The 15,081-nt window shown below is 43.2% G+C and carries 16 protein-coding genes, 1 tRNA gene and 1 pseudogene; 8 read left to right on the forward strand and 10 right to left on the reverse strand.

Translation table 11 applies throughout. The annotated features are described in order from the left end of the window. Nucleotides 1-137 precede the first annotated feature (137 nt). The 4 genes from ABD07_RS03435 (at nt 138) to ABD07_RS03450 (ending at nt 4,127) form a co-directional block, all read left to right on the forward strand. Nucleotides 138-317: a hypothetical protein gene (locus ABD07_RS03435; protein WP_160817128.1), complete on the forward strand. Its 180-nt coding sequence runs from the start codon at nt 138-140 to the stop codon at nt 315-317. Continuing rightward, nucleotides 310-1,482 (forward strand): AAA family ATPase, encoded by a 1,173-nt coding sequence (locus tag ABD07_RS03440; protein WP_160817129.1) that lies wholly within the window; start codon nt 310-312, stop codon nt 1,480-1,482. The genes ABD07_RS03435 and ABD07_RS03440 overlap by 8 nt, the downstream gene beginning before the upstream one ends. 445 nt (nt 1,483-1,927) lie before the next feature. Then, complete coding sequence (locus ABD07_RS03445) at nt 1,928-2,581, forward strand: hypothetical protein (RefSeq protein ID WP_160817130.1); 654 nt, start codon at nt 1,928-1,930, stop codon at nt 2,579-2,581. A gap of 631 nt (nt 2,582-3,212) precedes the next feature. Beyond that, entirely contained in the window at nt 3,213-4,127 is a 915-nt protein-coding gene (locus ABD07_RS03450; protein WP_160817131.1) for a DUF4238 domain-containing protein, read from the forward strand. A gap of 78 nt (nt 4,128-4,205) precedes the next feature. Here ABD07_RS03450 and ABD07_RS03455 read toward each other — a convergent pair whose 3' ends face one another. The 5 genes and pseudogenes from ABD07_RS03455 to ABD07_RS03470 all read right to left on the reverse strand — a co-directional run bounded on the left by ABD07_RS03455 (nt 4,206) and on the right by ABD07_RS03470 (nt 7,605). Next, a complete protein-coding gene (locus tag ABD07_RS03455) occupies nt 4,206-4,886 on the reverse strand; it encodes a hypothetical protein (protein ID WP_160817132.1) in 681 nt (226 codons plus the stop codon). A 345-nt stretch (nt 4,887-5,231) separates the two neighbouring features. After that, nucleotides 5,232-6,401 (reverse strand): FxDxF family PEP-CTERM protein, encoded by a 1,170-nt coding sequence (locus ABD07_RS14920; RefSeq protein WP_160817133.1) that lies wholly within the window; start codon nt 6,399-6,401, stop codon nt 5,232-5,234. Nucleotides 6,402-6,440: 39 nt separating this feature from the next. Continuing rightward, nucleotides 6,441-6,980 carry a PEP-CTERM sorting domain-containing protein gene (locus ABD07_RS03465; protein WP_240142394.1) on the reverse strand — a complete coding sequence of 180 codons (540 nt, stop codon included), beginning with the start codon at nt 6,978-6,980 and terminating at the stop codon, nt 6,441-6,443. A 24-nt stretch (nt 6,981-7,004) separates the two neighbouring features. Then, nucleotides 7,005-7,097 (reverse strand): annotated as a pseudogene (locus ABD07_RS15320) (hypothetical protein); the annotation flags it as partial. Beyond that, nucleotides 7,063-7,605, reverse strand: coding sequence for a hypothetical protein (locus ABD07_RS03470; protein WP_160817135.1), 543 nt, complete (start codon nt 7,603-7,605; stop codon nt 7,063-7,065). The pseudogene ABD07_RS15320 and the gene ABD07_RS03470, both read right to left, overlap by 35 nt. Before the next feature lie 1,263 nt (nt 7,606-8,868). On the opposite strand from ABD07_RS03470, the gene ABD07_RS03475 reads away from it, so the two are divergent. Next, complete coding sequence (locus tag ABD07_RS03475; RefSeq protein WP_160817136.1) at nt 8,869-9,483, forward strand: HNH endonuclease family protein; 615 nt, start codon at nt 8,869-8,871, stop codon at nt 9,481-9,483. 260 nt (nt 9,484-9,743) lie between these two features. On the opposite strand, the gene ABD07_RS03480 is transcribed toward ABD07_RS03475, so the two are convergent. Beyond that, nucleotides 9,744-9,819: transfer RNA gene (locus ABD07_RS03480), tRNA-Arg, on the reverse strand. 30 nt (nt 9,820-9,849) lie between these two features. Between ABD07_RS03480 and ABD07_RS03485 the strand changes: the two genes are divergently transcribed. From ABD07_RS03485 to ABD07_RS03495, 3 genes are all read left to right on the forward strand, one after another. Continuing rightward, nucleotides 9,850-11,085, forward strand: coding sequence for an MFS transporter (locus ABD07_RS03485; protein WP_160817137.1), 1,236 nt, complete (start codon nt 9,850-9,852; stop codon nt 11,083-11,085). 13 nt (nt 11,086-11,098) lie between these two features. Next, nucleotides 11,099-11,632, forward strand: coding sequence for a peroxiredoxin (locus ABD07_RS03490; RefSeq protein WP_108697882.1), 534 nt, complete (start codon nt 11,099-11,101; stop codon nt 11,630-11,632). Nucleotides 11,633-11,733: 101 nt separating this feature from the next. Next, the gene (locus ABD07_RS03495; protein ID WP_108697883.1) at nt 11,734-12,105 is read left to right on the forward strand and encodes a TraR/DksA family transcriptional regulator; all 372 of its coding nucleotides are present in this window, start codon (nt 11,734-11,736) and stop codon (nt 12,103-12,105) included. Between the two features lie 18 nt (nt 12,106-12,123). Here the strand turns inward: ABD07_RS03495 and ABD07_RS03500 are convergent, their stop codons facing one another. From ABD07_RS03500 to ABD07_RS03515, 4 genes are read right to left on the reverse strand one after another with little or no spacing between them, the layout of a single operon-like run. Beyond that, nucleotides 12,124-12,672 (reverse strand): Smr/MutS family protein, encoded by a 549-nt coding sequence (locus tag ABD07_RS03500; RefSeq protein ID WP_160817138.1) that lies wholly within the window; start codon nt 12,670-12,672, stop codon nt 12,124-12,126. Between the two features lie 44 nt (nt 12,673-12,716). Next, a complete protein-coding gene (gene trxB, locus ABD07_RS03505) occupies nt 12,717-13,667 on the reverse strand; it encodes a thioredoxin-disulfide reductase (RefSeq protein WP_160817139.1) in 951 nt (316 codons plus the stop codon). A gap of 3 nt (nt 13,668-13,670) precedes the next feature. Continuing rightward, the gene (locus ABD07_RS03510; RefSeq protein WP_240142396.1) at nt 13,671-14,351 is read right to left on the reverse strand and encodes a protocatechuate 3,4-dioxygenase; all 681 of its coding nucleotides are present in this window, start codon (nt 14,349-14,351) and stop codon (nt 13,671-13,673) included. Nucleotides 14,352-14,374: 23 nt separating this feature from the next. Next, nucleotides 14,375-14,854, reverse strand: coding sequence for a hypothetical protein (locus ABD07_RS03515; RefSeq protein ID WP_160817140.1), 480 nt, complete (start codon nt 14,852-14,854; stop codon nt 14,375-14,377). Nucleotides 14,855-15,081 lie beyond the last annotated feature (227 nt).

Here is a 15,081-nt window from a genome sequence, read left to right on the forward strand (position 1 = left end):
CCCGGGACGCTGTCTGTTTGGCGTTGCACCAAACGTTACAACATTCCCTATATTAAAGTTGGGAGGCTGGTTAGGTATCGCAAATCTGCACTTGATGCCTTTCTCGATCTTCGCACGCATGGCCAGGAGGTGTAGCCATGCACGCAAATGAAAACGCCCGCTTGCAGGCGGGCGAGAATACTTTTACTTCAACAAAATCAAGTGCTAATTATACCATTCAAGATGATTTTATGATATCGCCAGTTATATGGCAGTTCTTGCCGCTTTCTCAAGTGAATCTGTTTGTTAATCGTCACGGAATAATAAAACATGACTGATACATACAGCTATGTGAAATGCAGGGAAGTTAAGTCTGAAAAACCGAATGTGCTGGATGAAATCCATAAACTCAGGAGTGGTGAAAGCATACTTGATATTGCTGAGTGTGAATATGATCTTGATCAATTTATCTTGAACGATGAGGTAAACGAGATGGAATCTAAAATGCAGAATGATAGTTTTATCTTGGAGGGCTTAGCGTTACAAGGTCAAATGACTGTTATCTACGCAAAGCCAAATGCAGGTAAAACTTTGCTGGTTATGTATTTATTAATTGATGCGACCAAATCGGGATGCATCGACGGCTCAAAGATTTATTATATTAACGCAGATGATCACTACAAGGGATTGATTGAGAAAATAAAACTGGCAAATGAAGCAGGATTCAAGATGCTAGCGCCTGGCCATCTTGGGTTCAAAACTGAAAAGCTTCAAGCAATCATTAAAGGTATGGTTAAAAAAGACACATGCGGCGGTGTAGTTGTTATTTTGGACACTGTCAAGAAGTTTACCGATCTGATGAATAAATCGACGTCTAGCGAATTCTTTGAGGTTTTACGTGGATTTGTTAGCAAGGGTGGGACGGCCATTCTTTTGGCACACGTTAATAAAAAGCGCGATGAAGATAAAAAGGTTGTCTTTAGCGGCACCTCCGACCTTGTCGACGATGCTGACTGTGCTTATACGCTGGACGAGATCGCATTCGATCAATTAACGCTCACTAAAACAGTACAGTTTGAGAACTTCAAAGCCCGTGGAAACGTTGTTTTGAAACAAGCATTTCAATATAGCGTAAACACCGCCCAAAATAGCTATCATGATTTAATGTGTTCAGTTAAGCGATTGTCTGATGAGGATTGCTCCCAAGCCGATAAGGTCAAGGCCGCCAAAAATACTTATCTTGCAAATATAGATGCGATTGAGGTTATCAGAGAGATACTGAGTCCAGGCCCTATGATCCAGTCGGATATTGTTACGGCAGCTCAGGAAGCGGGCGTTTCAAGGCAGAAGATTTTAAAGGCACTGAAAGATCATGATGTTAGTAACAATAATTTGCCTGAAGAGTATTGTTGTTGGAGTTCGACCAAAACGGCATTTAAAAACAGCAGAGAATACACACTTAAGAAAACGCCTGATCTCTGGGAAAGTAATGATAACGAATGAGCCATTCTGACCAATAAAACCGTAATAACTGATTCAGTTGTTCTGGATGGAGGGGTGTATGAAATAACAGAAAAACTAATATAACTGATATAACTAGAATAACTGGACAACTAACTATCCATGCGGTTCTTACAAAAAATGACCTATGTTTAGATAGCATAATTCAGTGTTAAAACCTGAATATTTAACTCATTCAAATTCAGTTATTCCAGTTATTCCAGTTATTCCAATCCCCCGTCTGTTTTGCCAAAAAAAACAGAAATTTTGACCGGATAACATGGCAACGAAAGCAGCTTCATATTTGGTGATACATTAACTATTAACAGTTTAATGCATGATAGTTGGCTCAAGTCTATACGCAAGCAAAGTCCGCAACCCAGTCCTTACTTCCAGCTGAGTCGTTACCTGATGAAAACATGATGCATTCTAGCTATTGGAATTAAATATGACCGAGAGAAATAAAACCATGGCATCTTCAACGCAAAGCGTACAAACACTCACAATTGTCAAAGAAGAAGGCAAGAGTGAAATACGTCAGCTAACAGAAATACAGCTATCCCCCCTCATCAACAATGCCCTGACATTGCAAGTCCTGTCCGCAAGCAACTCCAATAAGATTGATTTCACCGAAGCTGTGGAAGTTATGAAAGAGAAGTCAGAGAAGATCATTGCCGGTGATTTAAGCGAGCTGGAAGCCACGCTAGCCGCACAAGTCATAACGCTAGATACAATTTATAATACTCTTATATTGCGATCTGCCCATAGTATGGGTAATTCTCTCAAAATCACAGAAACCTACATGCGACTGGCGCTGAAAACACAAGCCCAATGCGTCCGAACTGTGGAAGTATTGGCAGCAATGAAAAACCCGCCGATAGTTATTGCTAAACAAGCCAATATTGCACAAGGGCACCAGCAGATCAATAACGGCAACCAATACCCTACGCACGCGGGGAAAACAAAAAATCCATCAAACGAACTATTAAGCGAGGACAACAATGCGCCATTGGACAGCCGAGGAACGATTGAGGCAAGCGGAATTGATAAGGAATTGGCAACCGTGGAAACAATCGACTGGAGCAAAGACACCAACCGGTAAAGCCAGATCAAGCCAGAATGCTTATAAGCATGGGTTAAGCAAGCTGCAAAAGGAATTGAATCGATTACTCAGGGAACATAGAAAGGTTATTGAAGTGATTGGATAGTTTCCTAATGAAATTAATCGCAAGATTACTATCTTATTGTAATGATTTTGTATTATGTAAAATGATAAATATAATAGTGTTAATAATCAATTACTTGCAAAATGGTCTTTTTTGTAACGTTCTAGCCTACTCTCGGCGTGCTGATTTTGCCGGCTACTAAGCGCTCGGCAATAAAGCCGCAGATACTCCATATCAACGCCTGACTCAATCAGGCGTTTTTTTTCCTTTAAAACATAACGATAATATTTTCGCTTAATTGATTTATTGCGATTGTAACGAATATGCCAATAAAGATTATTTAGTTTTGAAAACATTATTTCTGGAAAAATAGGATCTAGCGGCAGGTAAAAAGAAATATAAACCCGAATAGCTAAATGGTGAAGTCATGAATATTAAACACAAATGCTACTATTATAGAATTGTTGCTCCCCATATTATTTATAGCGTGATAAAGAAAAAAAATTATCACAATTCTAAATCTAACTTAGAATAAAACTATTGCAACTTAATGAAATATAGATATAAATGACAAAATTACCTTTATCTCATTATTCTCCTGTTCTAGCGAACAAAGCATGGTCAGGGGCTGAAGGATATATTTCTTACACTCGGTGTACCTTCGACTCATCAATTAAAAAAATTCCCATGGGAAAAAGACAATGGGGAAGAAAAAGAGGTTTGTATTCCTGGAAAGTTGAAAGAGCACTAGCCGAAAATTTAGAAAATCACATTGCACCAATTTATCAGCGGATTATGAATTTTAATGAAATCTGCGAAGACGAAAGAATTGTTTGGTCTCAATTTCTATTATCTCAATTTGTTCGAACCCCAACTTTTATGGAGTACGAAAAAACGACATGCAAGCAATTAAATATTGAAGATAAAACCAAGAATGACAGAGTTGGTTGTAAAGAATGTAAAGACTTAAATTATATAGTTAACCGTGATTGGTATTTGCTGATAGCACACAAGGATGATTACTTTGTTAGATCAGATAATCCTATTCTTATTTCCGGATTTATTGAGCGGCCAGAAACTTGTATTTTTTACCCATTAAACCCGAAAATATGTTTTGTTGCTTGCTCAATGCAACAAGATTGGAATGCTTTCTCACATAAGCCCAAAGAAACATATGGTCATTATTTAGAGAAAGGCGGAGCCCATTTCATAAATTTCCATTTCGCACGCGCCGCGAAGGATTCTTTAATAATAAACCCTTCACACGTTGGCCCGATAGCGGACACAATGTTTCTGGAAATTCTTGGACTTTACCCTCAACCACCATTTTTATTGCATTCCCCACAGCCTCATGAAATGGAAGAAGCGTTTGAAAGTATCAATATAATAATGAGTGCAACTGACGGCTTAAAATATCCATCTTGGACTCCATTTGAACTTGAGCCATTTTTCAATCGTGTCGAAAAAAACTCGAATCCATAGTTAAATTGATTTTAAACCGTAAAAACTAGATTCGGCTACATTACATAATGAATAAAAATACTTTTTTAAAGATATAAATTAATTTCTCGTATCTTTATTATTTCTTTGAATAAATCTCTCTGTAGCTTCCTTTAAACCTTCATAATCTTCTGGCCAAATAGCAAAGTGATGGTATACATTTAAATAATCATTCAAAACTAAATTACTTGTATCAAGTTTTTCTAAACCTCTTGCAAAGGGATACAACTTATCAATCAGCGCTTTCAGCTCAGCAAAACAATATAAATACGAAATAATATTGTGATAAAACAATTTTGTAGGTATTACTTCATCAAAGCCACGAGATAAGCTATTGATTCGTGAATTATGAACTTGAAGACGTCCTAATATAAAAATTAAATAATCAGCAACATCCGGTTCTCCAAAATGAATACAGTTCGCAAAAATATTCTTATAATTCATTGGTAAATCTGGAGGTTGATTCTCAAGAGGTTTTTTTGTGTCTTTTTCCTTAGTTTTAATTAAAACCTCCTTTAAAAAGGAACCACTAGATTCTAAATAAGTTGATAATTCACTTAGTGCATCTGGTAATAACGCTTTTGCTTTCAATAAATTCCGCCTTCGCTCTTCCTTTTCGTTGTAAGTTGTAATTTTAAGTCCAACAATACTTGAAAAAAATAATAGAACACCAGCATTTAAAGATTGCCAGCTATACCACGTGCATTGCAGATAATTCCAATCACCCTTACCTTCATACAAAGGATATAGAATCATCGAAATAAAATATAAAAGAAAGAATATATATAATAAATATTTGTTATCAAGGATTAACATTGATTTCTTGGTTAGATGAAACAATCTACTAGATTTGCAAAATTCAATTATATGGTTTTTCCTTCTTTAACAAATAGTAATCTAACTCACAAAACGTCAAAAGCGTTCTGCAGTATGAGAAGTCAGTATAAAGAAAACCGTGTTAGGGATCGGGCAGCATGCCCGCTTTGCGGGCATACCCTTCGCGCCGGTCGACACCTTGCCATCCAAGAGAAAAAACGGAAACCTAAGCCCCCAGTTCTTGATTAAATTATTCTAATTAAAACTTGCTTATACTTTCCTGCGGCGTGACATGAAACCAAGTAAGCCTAATCCGGCCAGCAGCATGGCGTAGGTGGAAGGTTCAGGAACTGGTGATGTGGATGAGGAATCACTGGATACCATAAATGCATGCCACCCACCGTATGGAGCACCACCCGCATTCACTCCTGTTCCAGCAATTTGTCCGTTATTATTGATTGCTGCTGCATCGAATAGGGATAAGGCATCAACCGAGAATTGATTAGAAATATTTGTGAATTTGCCGTGGTCTAATAAAAAGGATATTCCTTCCCCAATGCCACAGTTTTCGCATAGAACATTTGAGGATGTTACGATCTGCCCGGAATCGTTTATTCCGAATGCCGCACCCCAGCTTGTACTTAGGATTCTGATGTTTGTTCCATCTGAATCGGTCATAAATGCGGCCGCCTCGACGTATCCTAAGTCAATGTGGATTTGTATCAATCCTACCACTTGCCCGGAATTATTAATATCGTAGGGGAGGATTGATACGCGAGTCGATGTTCCATAAAATGCCTCTGTTGGTCTTCCTATGTCTGTCATTCCGATGCCGTTAGCACCAGTAATGAATGCGTGCGCTGAAAGAAGGCCGTACTCGTCGCCAGTGTAAAACCACCCTGCAACTTGTCCAGAATCGTTTATTGCCCGAGCTACAACAGGGCCAAGATCTGTCATCCCGATGCCGTTTGAGCCGGTAATGAATCCGTGACCTGATTTTGTCACGCCGACAATCTGGCCGCTATTATTGATGTCATAAGCATCCCTGGCATAATCCAGATAAGTTAATCCCTCGCCGTTTGGCCCCGTCATGAATACAGCGCCAGCTGAAGATTTTCCAATGACTTGCCCGGCGTTATTTATCGCTTCTGCTCGGCCTTCAATGTCAAAAATTTTTAATCCTACGCCATTTTCCCCGGTCATGAATGGGTGACTAGGAGTGTTCCATGGGTCAAAAGTGTAACGTAATTTCCCCCCAGGTTCGTAAATTGGCTTGTTTGGATTGTTCTTGATTTCTCCGACCATTATGCCGGAATCGTTGATGTCAGTAGCCCAGCTAACAGAGTTTGGTATTGCATCGATACTTCTTACTTCCCATGCGGCGTTTACCGGGCAAGAAAATGCGAAAAACATCACTGAAAAGATTATTTTTTTATTCATTGTTATCTCCATGATAGTCTTACCTGAACGATTCTTTGTTTAACCTCGCATCATGGCTTTCTGTCGAGTAATAAATCCAATTAACCCTAAACCTACCAGCAACATTGCATAAGTTTCTGGTTCGGGAATCATGGATATCTCAACATAGGTGCGAAAAAAATCTTTGTCATCAGCACCGGAAAGTAAAAATGCCTGAGGAACGCCATGCAAAATTCCATATCCAACAATTTGACCATTGTCGTTAATGTCACGTGCAATTAAGTGAGTCCATCCAGAGCTGATTACTTCTTCAAGTTTCGAGAGATTAACCATAACACCATCACTATAAACGAAGGAATTTTCTCGACAATATGGATCGCAGCGCGCAATACCTACTGCTTGCCCCATATTGTTTATGTCAAAAGCGTAACTTATATCTGCTCCCATAGCGCCCAAATCAATCATGCCTATACCATTGGGGCCAGTAATAAAAGCATGAGGATCGCCATCAGTAGTTTCAGACATTCCTACTACTTGTCCGGAATTGTTAATGCCTGAAGCTTGGCTATTTATTCCACCCAAAGTACCCAAATCGGTCATACCTACACCGTTAGGGCCAGTGATAAAAGCATGGTAAGCAGCATCATCCGTTATAACCGATCCTCCTGCTACCTGCCCGGAATCATTGATACTCCAGGCACATGCTCCATGTTCCACCCAAGGTACCCAAGTCTGTCATACCAATACCATTAGGGCCGGTGATAAAAGCATGTGTAGTGTAAGGACTGGTAGTCCACGAATCCCCTATTGCTTGACCAGAATTGTTGATACCGTGGGCGAAGCTATCTAATCCACCTAATGTACCTAAGTCGGCCATGCCTACACCATCAGGACCAGTGATAAATGCGTGATCGCGATTATCCAAACTGGAAGAGTGCCCCACTACCTGACCGGAATCATTAATATCATATGAGAAAGTCAATCCTCTTCCACCCAAAGTACCAAGATCGCTCATGCCTTCACCATTAGGGCCAGTGATAAATGGCCTCAGACTCGCAGAATCTACATGATAATAATATCCTATTACTTGTCCGGAATTGTTGATACCGTAAGCATCGCTGCTGGCACCATCAAAAATTCCTAAACTTTTAATCGACCAAGCCATTGCTAAGTTTGGCAACACTGACGCGATAAATGCTGCCGCCAGAATTATTTTTTTATTCATTGTTATCTCCTTTTATTTCTTATCCAGATTTACACATGCATTTATCCGTTCGCATTAACTACTGCTCATCCAATTCAACAATCTAGCTAATCAGCCTATTCTGTATGTATAGCATTAGGGTAATTTATAATAAATTTAAATGATGTGGTTGTATATAGGCCGTTACACCCGCTTTTCGGGATATATTCCACGCGGTGCGGTGCGGTGCGCTACACCACAATAGTGTTCTAGTTCCTGCCAAGGAAATTCTTACTAATGCAGATTTTTCTGATTAATTTATGTGTAAATTGAGCAAGGATTTCAGCTGCTGAGGTAATTTGAAGGTATTTATGGTGGTACTTTTAAGAAACATAAATCCCTAATACTCATAGTTAAATGCTTATAGCATGATATGCGGTTTCCCCTCTTGCCGATCATGATTTCCAAAGGCAAGCTAGAATGCTTATGAAGATGAGTTAAGCAAACTGCAAAACGAAATGAATCGATTATTCAGAAAGCAGAAAAAGCTGCCGGTACAATTGATTAGTTTGCTTAAAAGTTAACAGCCAGTTAATCAATATCAATCTATCACTTTATTTAACATAAGGTTTTTTCTATTATCCACAATATCTGTGGATAACTTTGTGGATAATCATCTTGCATGAATCGCTAACCTATAAATTTCTAAAGACTTTCCTTAGATTGCTTAATTATCTAACATATCAATTATGTTTAAATTATCATTTACTTACGGGATATTTTTTAACTTAATGTTAAGTGGTTGACGGGACATTTGTAACTTTTTAAAACTGTGGATTATTTGGAATGTCAAGCAAAAAGATATGAAGAGAGTGCCAAGAAATTGTGTAAAAAGATAGGTACCTCTGGTGTTTTGACTAATGCGGGTAATGAAATCCCCGTAAAAATTCTAGTGTAGTGAAAAATTAAAGTCATAAACTTTTTTCATCGCATATATTAGCTCAACAGTACGAAAATGCTGACTAAACTGCTAAACGACTAAACTTCAGAAAGTTAACAGGTTGGTTAACACTTTGTCTGAATTAGTGGCTATTATTTGGATGGCACCGGGTACGCCCCTCAATTCTCTGCAACTTTAAAGACAAAGTACCGACACATGCCTAAATATTCGCGCGTGCGATTTTAGAAAAAACGTTTTTTTGAAAACATGCGACGGGGTATCGAATCTCTCTACGATCTTATGAATACAGTACCGCAGCCTTCAGTTTAGTTCATAAACAATAACCAAAAATATCGGATAATCATTTGAAGAAAAATTTTTTCTTAGCTTTACTTATTTCATTTCTGGCAACGCTTTCAGGTTGCGCAATAGAAAAGCGGGATATACCGCTACAACAGGATTCAGCCGCTAATTATGCCGATCACCCTTTACCGGCTACTTCCTACAATAGAAAAGATTGGCCACACTGGATAGATGCCGATGGTGATTGCCAAAATACCAGACAAGAACTATTGATAGCCACCAGTAGAAAACCTGTTCAATTCAAAGACTCGAAACATTGCACTGTGATTTCTGGTGAATGGTATGGGGTTTATACCGGCAAGACGTTCACCAAAGCTTCAGACGTGGATATTGATCACATAGTACCGCTCGCACATGCTCATAGACATGGTGCGGACAAATGGACAAAAGCGCAACGCAGAACATTTGCAAATGACTTTGAAAATCTTTTGGTAGTGAGTGATTCAATCAATAAATCCAAATCAGACCAAGCACCGCATGAATGGTTACCACCGTTAAAATCTTATTGGTGCGAATATGGCAAACGATGGGAGTACATCAAAAACAAATACCAATTATGGTATGACCGGCAAGAACGTATTACATTGAACAAACTGGCTGAAACTTGCTTGGAGTAGTCAGCCAAGGCCATCCGCGAACCTTGGCTGACTGATGGAGCATTATGAAGCATTGTTTTTAATGGCGTTCTGGTAAACGCATTTGTTATATCGGAACGCTCAGAAAAAACTTTAGAAAAAAGAAAATATTTACTTTAAAGACCCGCTAAGCTTATTATTTACGAGGGTATTTATTCATTTGTTATTCTTCTCTATCGTGGCACCAGTGTGGCACTGACTGATTATAGAAAACCATTTCAGTGTGTAACATGCTGTTTTATTGGCGCCCTGAACACGAATCGAACGTGCGACCTACCCCTTAGGAGGGGGTTGCTCTATCCACTGAGCTACCAGGGCGAACTTGATATTTTACGCTAATATCACACCATGAATAAACCTGATCAGCCGGATCCTGCAAGTCCGGAATCCTCAAAAAAACTGCCGAGAACGGTTGTTATTCTCGGATTGGTTAGTTTCTTCAATGACTTTGCATCCGATATCGTGGTGCCATTGATCCCCATTTTGCTGGCAACTGTACTGGCTGCAGGGCCGATTGCGCTGGGATTGATCGAAGGGGTCGCGGATGCGTTGGCCTGCTTTCTGAAGTTATGGGCGGGGCGGCATTCCGATGTCATGAGCGGGCGGCGCAAAAAGCTGGCGTTGACGGGTTATATGCTTTCCAATCTGGCGCGTCCACTGCTTGGTTTGGCGGGTTCCTGGTTGACCGTGTTGCTACTGCGGAGCGTGGATCGGGTTGGCAAAGGATTGCGCGGTGCGCCGCGTGATGCGATGGTCGCCGATGCGACACCGCCGCGGATCCGCGGCTATGCATTCGGTTTTCATCGCGCATTGGATAATGCCGGCGCGGTTGCGGGTGCTCTGGCGGCTGCGGCTATTCTGGCGTGGTCGGATTTAAGCTTGAGTGAAGTGATTCTGTGGTCGGCAGTACCCGGCTTTGTCGCGGTAGCGCTTTTGGGTGCGGGAGTGAAAGAAGCCACGGCCAGCCAACCCCCCTCCGCAGCAGCGCAGCGCGTGCTCCCGCCGCTACGCTGGTCTGCATTGTCCGTGCCGATGCAACGTTACTTATGGGTATTGATGCTGTTCACCTTCGCACGCGCTTCTGAAACTTTTATTTTGCTATTCGGTCATGAATTAGGTATCGGCGTGGTTGAATTACTGCTGTTATGGGCGGCGCTCAATCTGGCCAAGGCGATTACTTCCACGCAGGGCGGGCAATTAGCCGATCATTTCGGCCGTGGCGCATTGATTCTAATCGGCTGGTCCGCGCTTGCAGTATCGTTTCTGGCGCTGAGTCAGATCACAACGAGCACCGGGTTATGGATCATCAGTGTTTTTTACGGTTTGCTGATGGGTTTGAGCGAAGGCGCCGAGCGTGCGTTGATTAGCGATTATGCCGCGCCTGACGAACGCGGCACCGCTTTTGGCTGGTATCATCTGGTCAGCGGTATCGCGGCCATCCCGGCGGGGCTATTGTTTGGGGTGATATGGCATGTATACAGCGCGGCGGCCGCTTTTATGTCCGCCAGTCTGCTGGCGTTACTGGCTATTGTATTATTACGGCTATGGGCTTGGCCGCTGCGGCATCCGGATAACAACGAATAAGGACGACAATATGATGGAATGGTTGACTATAATCTTATCAATCTTCACGCTGGGATTCATGTTCTGGTTTTTTTCCAGGAATAGAAAATCACTCGCGCTGGGTCAGCTTGCGCCCGATTTCAAATTGACTGATCAGCATGGAAAAACGCACACTTTGGCCGATTTTCGCGGCAAATGGCTGGCATTATATTTTTATCCCAAGGACGATACGCCCGGTTGCACCAAACAGGCTTGCGCTTTCCGTGACGGCTTGCAGGACTTGGTGGATTTGGGCGCTGACGTGGTCGGTGTGAGCGTCGATGACACAAATAGTCATGCTGATTTCGCTAAGAAGTTTCACCTGCAATTTCCATTGCTGGCCGATACCGCAGCCGAAACGGCGGCGCGTTATCATTCCTTGATTAATCTGGGCATTATCAAATTCGCCCGGCGCAATACCTTCTTGATCGATCCGCAGGGAAAAATCGCACGGATGTACTTGTCAGCGAGCGCAGCCCGTAACTCTGCCGAAGTGATCGCGGATTTGAAGCATTTACAGGCGGCCTGATCCGGCAGGGCCGTGATGGGGACATGTTCATTTGACTTCGATCAAGGATTGAAAATCACATCTCAGACAATATAAGAAAGCTAAAATTGAAAGGAGACTGAATGGCAAATTTCACAGAAGATCAGTTAGCGCAGCTAAAAACCGCACTTCAAGAGCGATATCTTGCATTGCAGGAAGAAGTTCAAAATGAGTTGGCGCATACCAACGATATTCGTGACCCTGAGCTGGTGGAATATTTGAACGATACCCCGGATGACATCGATACCGCACTGATCGACCGGCAGATCAACGAGATGCGCGAGCTGGAAATGTCGCTGGAGTATCTCAACGAGCTGGAATTCGGCGATTGTATCGATTGCGGCAACGAAATCGGGTTTGAGCGTTTGCTGGCATACCCATCCGCGCAACGCTGTATTCAGTGCCAGAGCAAGTACGAAAAAGCTTTTCCGCAGGAATCCAGTCCTTCGCTGTAACGATGAGGCCCGATCAATCTATGCTTTGCTTTTAAGCAAAACCAGGATCGCACCGCCACCGCCGTCTTCCGCTCTAGCCTGGCAAAAAGCCAGCACATCCGCGTGTTGCAGCAACCAGTTTCCAATCCGGGTTTTTAGAACCGGTTCGCGATTCTTCGAGCTCAACCCTTTACCGTGAATGATGCGGACACAGCGAAACTTATTTTGTGAACAGGCATTCAGGAAAATACTTAATTCCTGTCTGGCTTCGTCACGGGTAAATCCGTGCAGATCGAGGTTGTCCTGGATTCCCCAGTGACCGCGCCGCAATTTCCGCAATGTCAGACGCGGCATACCGGGGCGCACATAGGACCAATCATCACCTGCTTCCATCTCGATGGCGATATGGTCTGAGAGTGCATCTGCCGTGATGAGCTGTTCCTGCCGGCTGCTTTTCCGCGGAACCGGAGGGACGGAAGGCTTATGCCGAGCGACCGTAGCGGTGGCGGGTAACGGCGCTACGTCGCGCATCGCGGCGTGAAACAGCGCCATTTCATCGTCATCTTGCGTGGAATTCTTGTCCTTCATTCAATATCACTGATTGCTTGCCGCAGGGTTCCCGCTGCATGCGATTATTTCAAATGATCGAGGTATTTTTCCGCATCCAATGCCGCCATGCAGCCGCTCGCGGCGCTGGTAACCGCCTGACGATAAATGTGATCCTGTACATCGCCCGCAGCAAAAACACCGGGAATGCTGGTGGCTGTAGCATTGCCTTGACCGCCGCCGCGCGTGACGATGTAGCCGTTTTCCATGTCCAATTGTCCAGTGAAAATATCGGTATTGGGTTTATGGCCAATGGCGATGAATACGCCCTGCAAATTGATCGTCTGCGTGGCATTGTCCTGCGTGCTTTTGATACGCATGCCGGTCACACCGGATTGATCGCCCAGCACTTCTTCCAGCACATGATTCAATGCCAGCTTGATATTGCCGCTGCGGACTTTTTCCATCAATTTATCAATCAGAATTTTTTCCGAACGGAATTGATCGCGCCGGTGCACCACGGTCACGCTGCGCGCGATGTTGGCCAGATAAAGGGCCTCTTCCACTGCGGTATTACCGCCGCCGATCACGGCAACATCCTGCCCTTTATAGAAAAAACCGTCACAAGTCGCGCAACCGGATACGCCACGCCCCATGAACGCTTCTTCCGACGGCAGACCGAGATATTGCGCGGAAGCGCCGGTGGCGATAATGAGCGCATCGCAGGTATAAGTGCTTTGATCGCCGATCAGCGTAATCGGTTTTTCCGTCAGTTTTGCAGTATGGATATGGTCAAAAATGATTTCGGTTTGAAAGCGCTCGGCATGCTTCTGAAACCGCTCCATCAATTCAGGGCCTTGCACGCCCATCGCATCGGCTGGCCAGTTATCGACATCGGTAGTCGTCATCAATTGCCCGCCTTGCGCCAATCCGGTGATCAAGACCGGTTTCAGATTTGCACGCGCGGCATAGACTGCAGCGGTATAACCGGCAGGTCCGGAACCCAGAATGAGCAATGTATTGTGTTTGGTTGTCATGTTTTATCGGCGAAGTAAATCAAGAACGATATTGTACTCGTAAACGGGTAAATTGCCTTGCTTGGCAACCAGCTGCGCAGTCATCGCAGTGCGTTCCGGCGCGGATTTTGCATTCAACAACAAATCGCTGTGGTTGAGCTTCTCAGCGGGAAAATACATTTGTGTCGTCAGAACGCGGAAGCCTGGTTTTGAGACCTTAAAATGAATGTGCGGCGGCCGGATCCACGATCCGCTCGCGGGATAAGCGCCCGGCATCACCGTTTTGAAGCGAAATAAACCGTTCTCGCCGCTGCGGAGGACCGCCCAGCCTTGGAAATTTTCGTCGGGACGCGCCGGATTAGGATCGCGCGGATGATGGTAACGTCCATGGGCATCAGCCTGCCAAATATCCAGTGTTGCCTGTGCAACGGGATGCCCCGCAACATCCTGAACTTGACCGCTCACCACAATGTGCTGGCCTTGCGCAGCAATGGTATGGCCCTTGATTTGCGTTAAATCGGCATCTTTGTCTTCTTGATCTTTCACCGGATAGAACGGCCCTTCGGTTTCATCGGGGGTCGGTATCAGCGCCAATGCTTTGGCAAAACTGCGGCTGCTCAATGCACTGACCACGCTGCCGAGCAGGGTGAATTTGATCAATTCTCTTCTGGAAATTTTTTGCATGGAGTTTTTAGTGACACTCATTCATGAGCAAGATGCTCATGTTCCTACATTGATTGAAGAATGTTAGATAAGAGTAACGGTGTTACCTTTCGTTCACCTTCATCAAAACGAACGGAGGAGATTTCTAATTTTTGAGTGGACGATAACGTTCTAAGCCTGCATTCGACCAGCTGTTTTGTACGCTGAATCGGACATGTGGTATTTGATAATCGATTAATTTCCATTTGAATCGTTTCATTCTCACGAGCCTCTTCTTGCCATGGATTCAAATGAAGGTACGAAGAGAAGTAGACGAAAAAACCAAGTGCTAGGCGCTGGACATCGTTCTCATGAACAGCAGTGGAGATGTGCAATAAATCACAAGTATTATCCGGGCAATAATGGACTGACCAATTGCTATGTTCATGCTCCATGATGACAGGGCCTTCCGGGATCGGAGTTAAATACGGCCCTGGATCAACTGTTTGAGCACTAGCCAAGCTCAAAACAAAGAAACTTAGAATTGCTATTACTCGCGGCCACATCACAGGAACCTCCGGATTGGAATGGAAACATTAGGTGCGTCATCACTACGCTTTAACCCAATATCGATCACGCATAGGTCACGTAATTACAAAACAAGAGTGATTCCTAAGGTAATCGGCCCGAAAAATAACAGGATTTAAAAGTAGAATTTTCTTGTAATTTAAAGACAGGAGATTCTGCAATAAAGAAATCGAAATTCAGTGATAGCCAGAAACATTGCTACAGT

The sequence above is a fragment of the Nitrosomonas oligotropha genome (genome assembly GCF_009833085.1).
Lineage (GTDB): Bacteria > Pseudomonadota > Gammaproteobacteria > Burkholderiales > Nitrosomonadaceae > Nitrosomonas > Nitrosomonas oligotropha.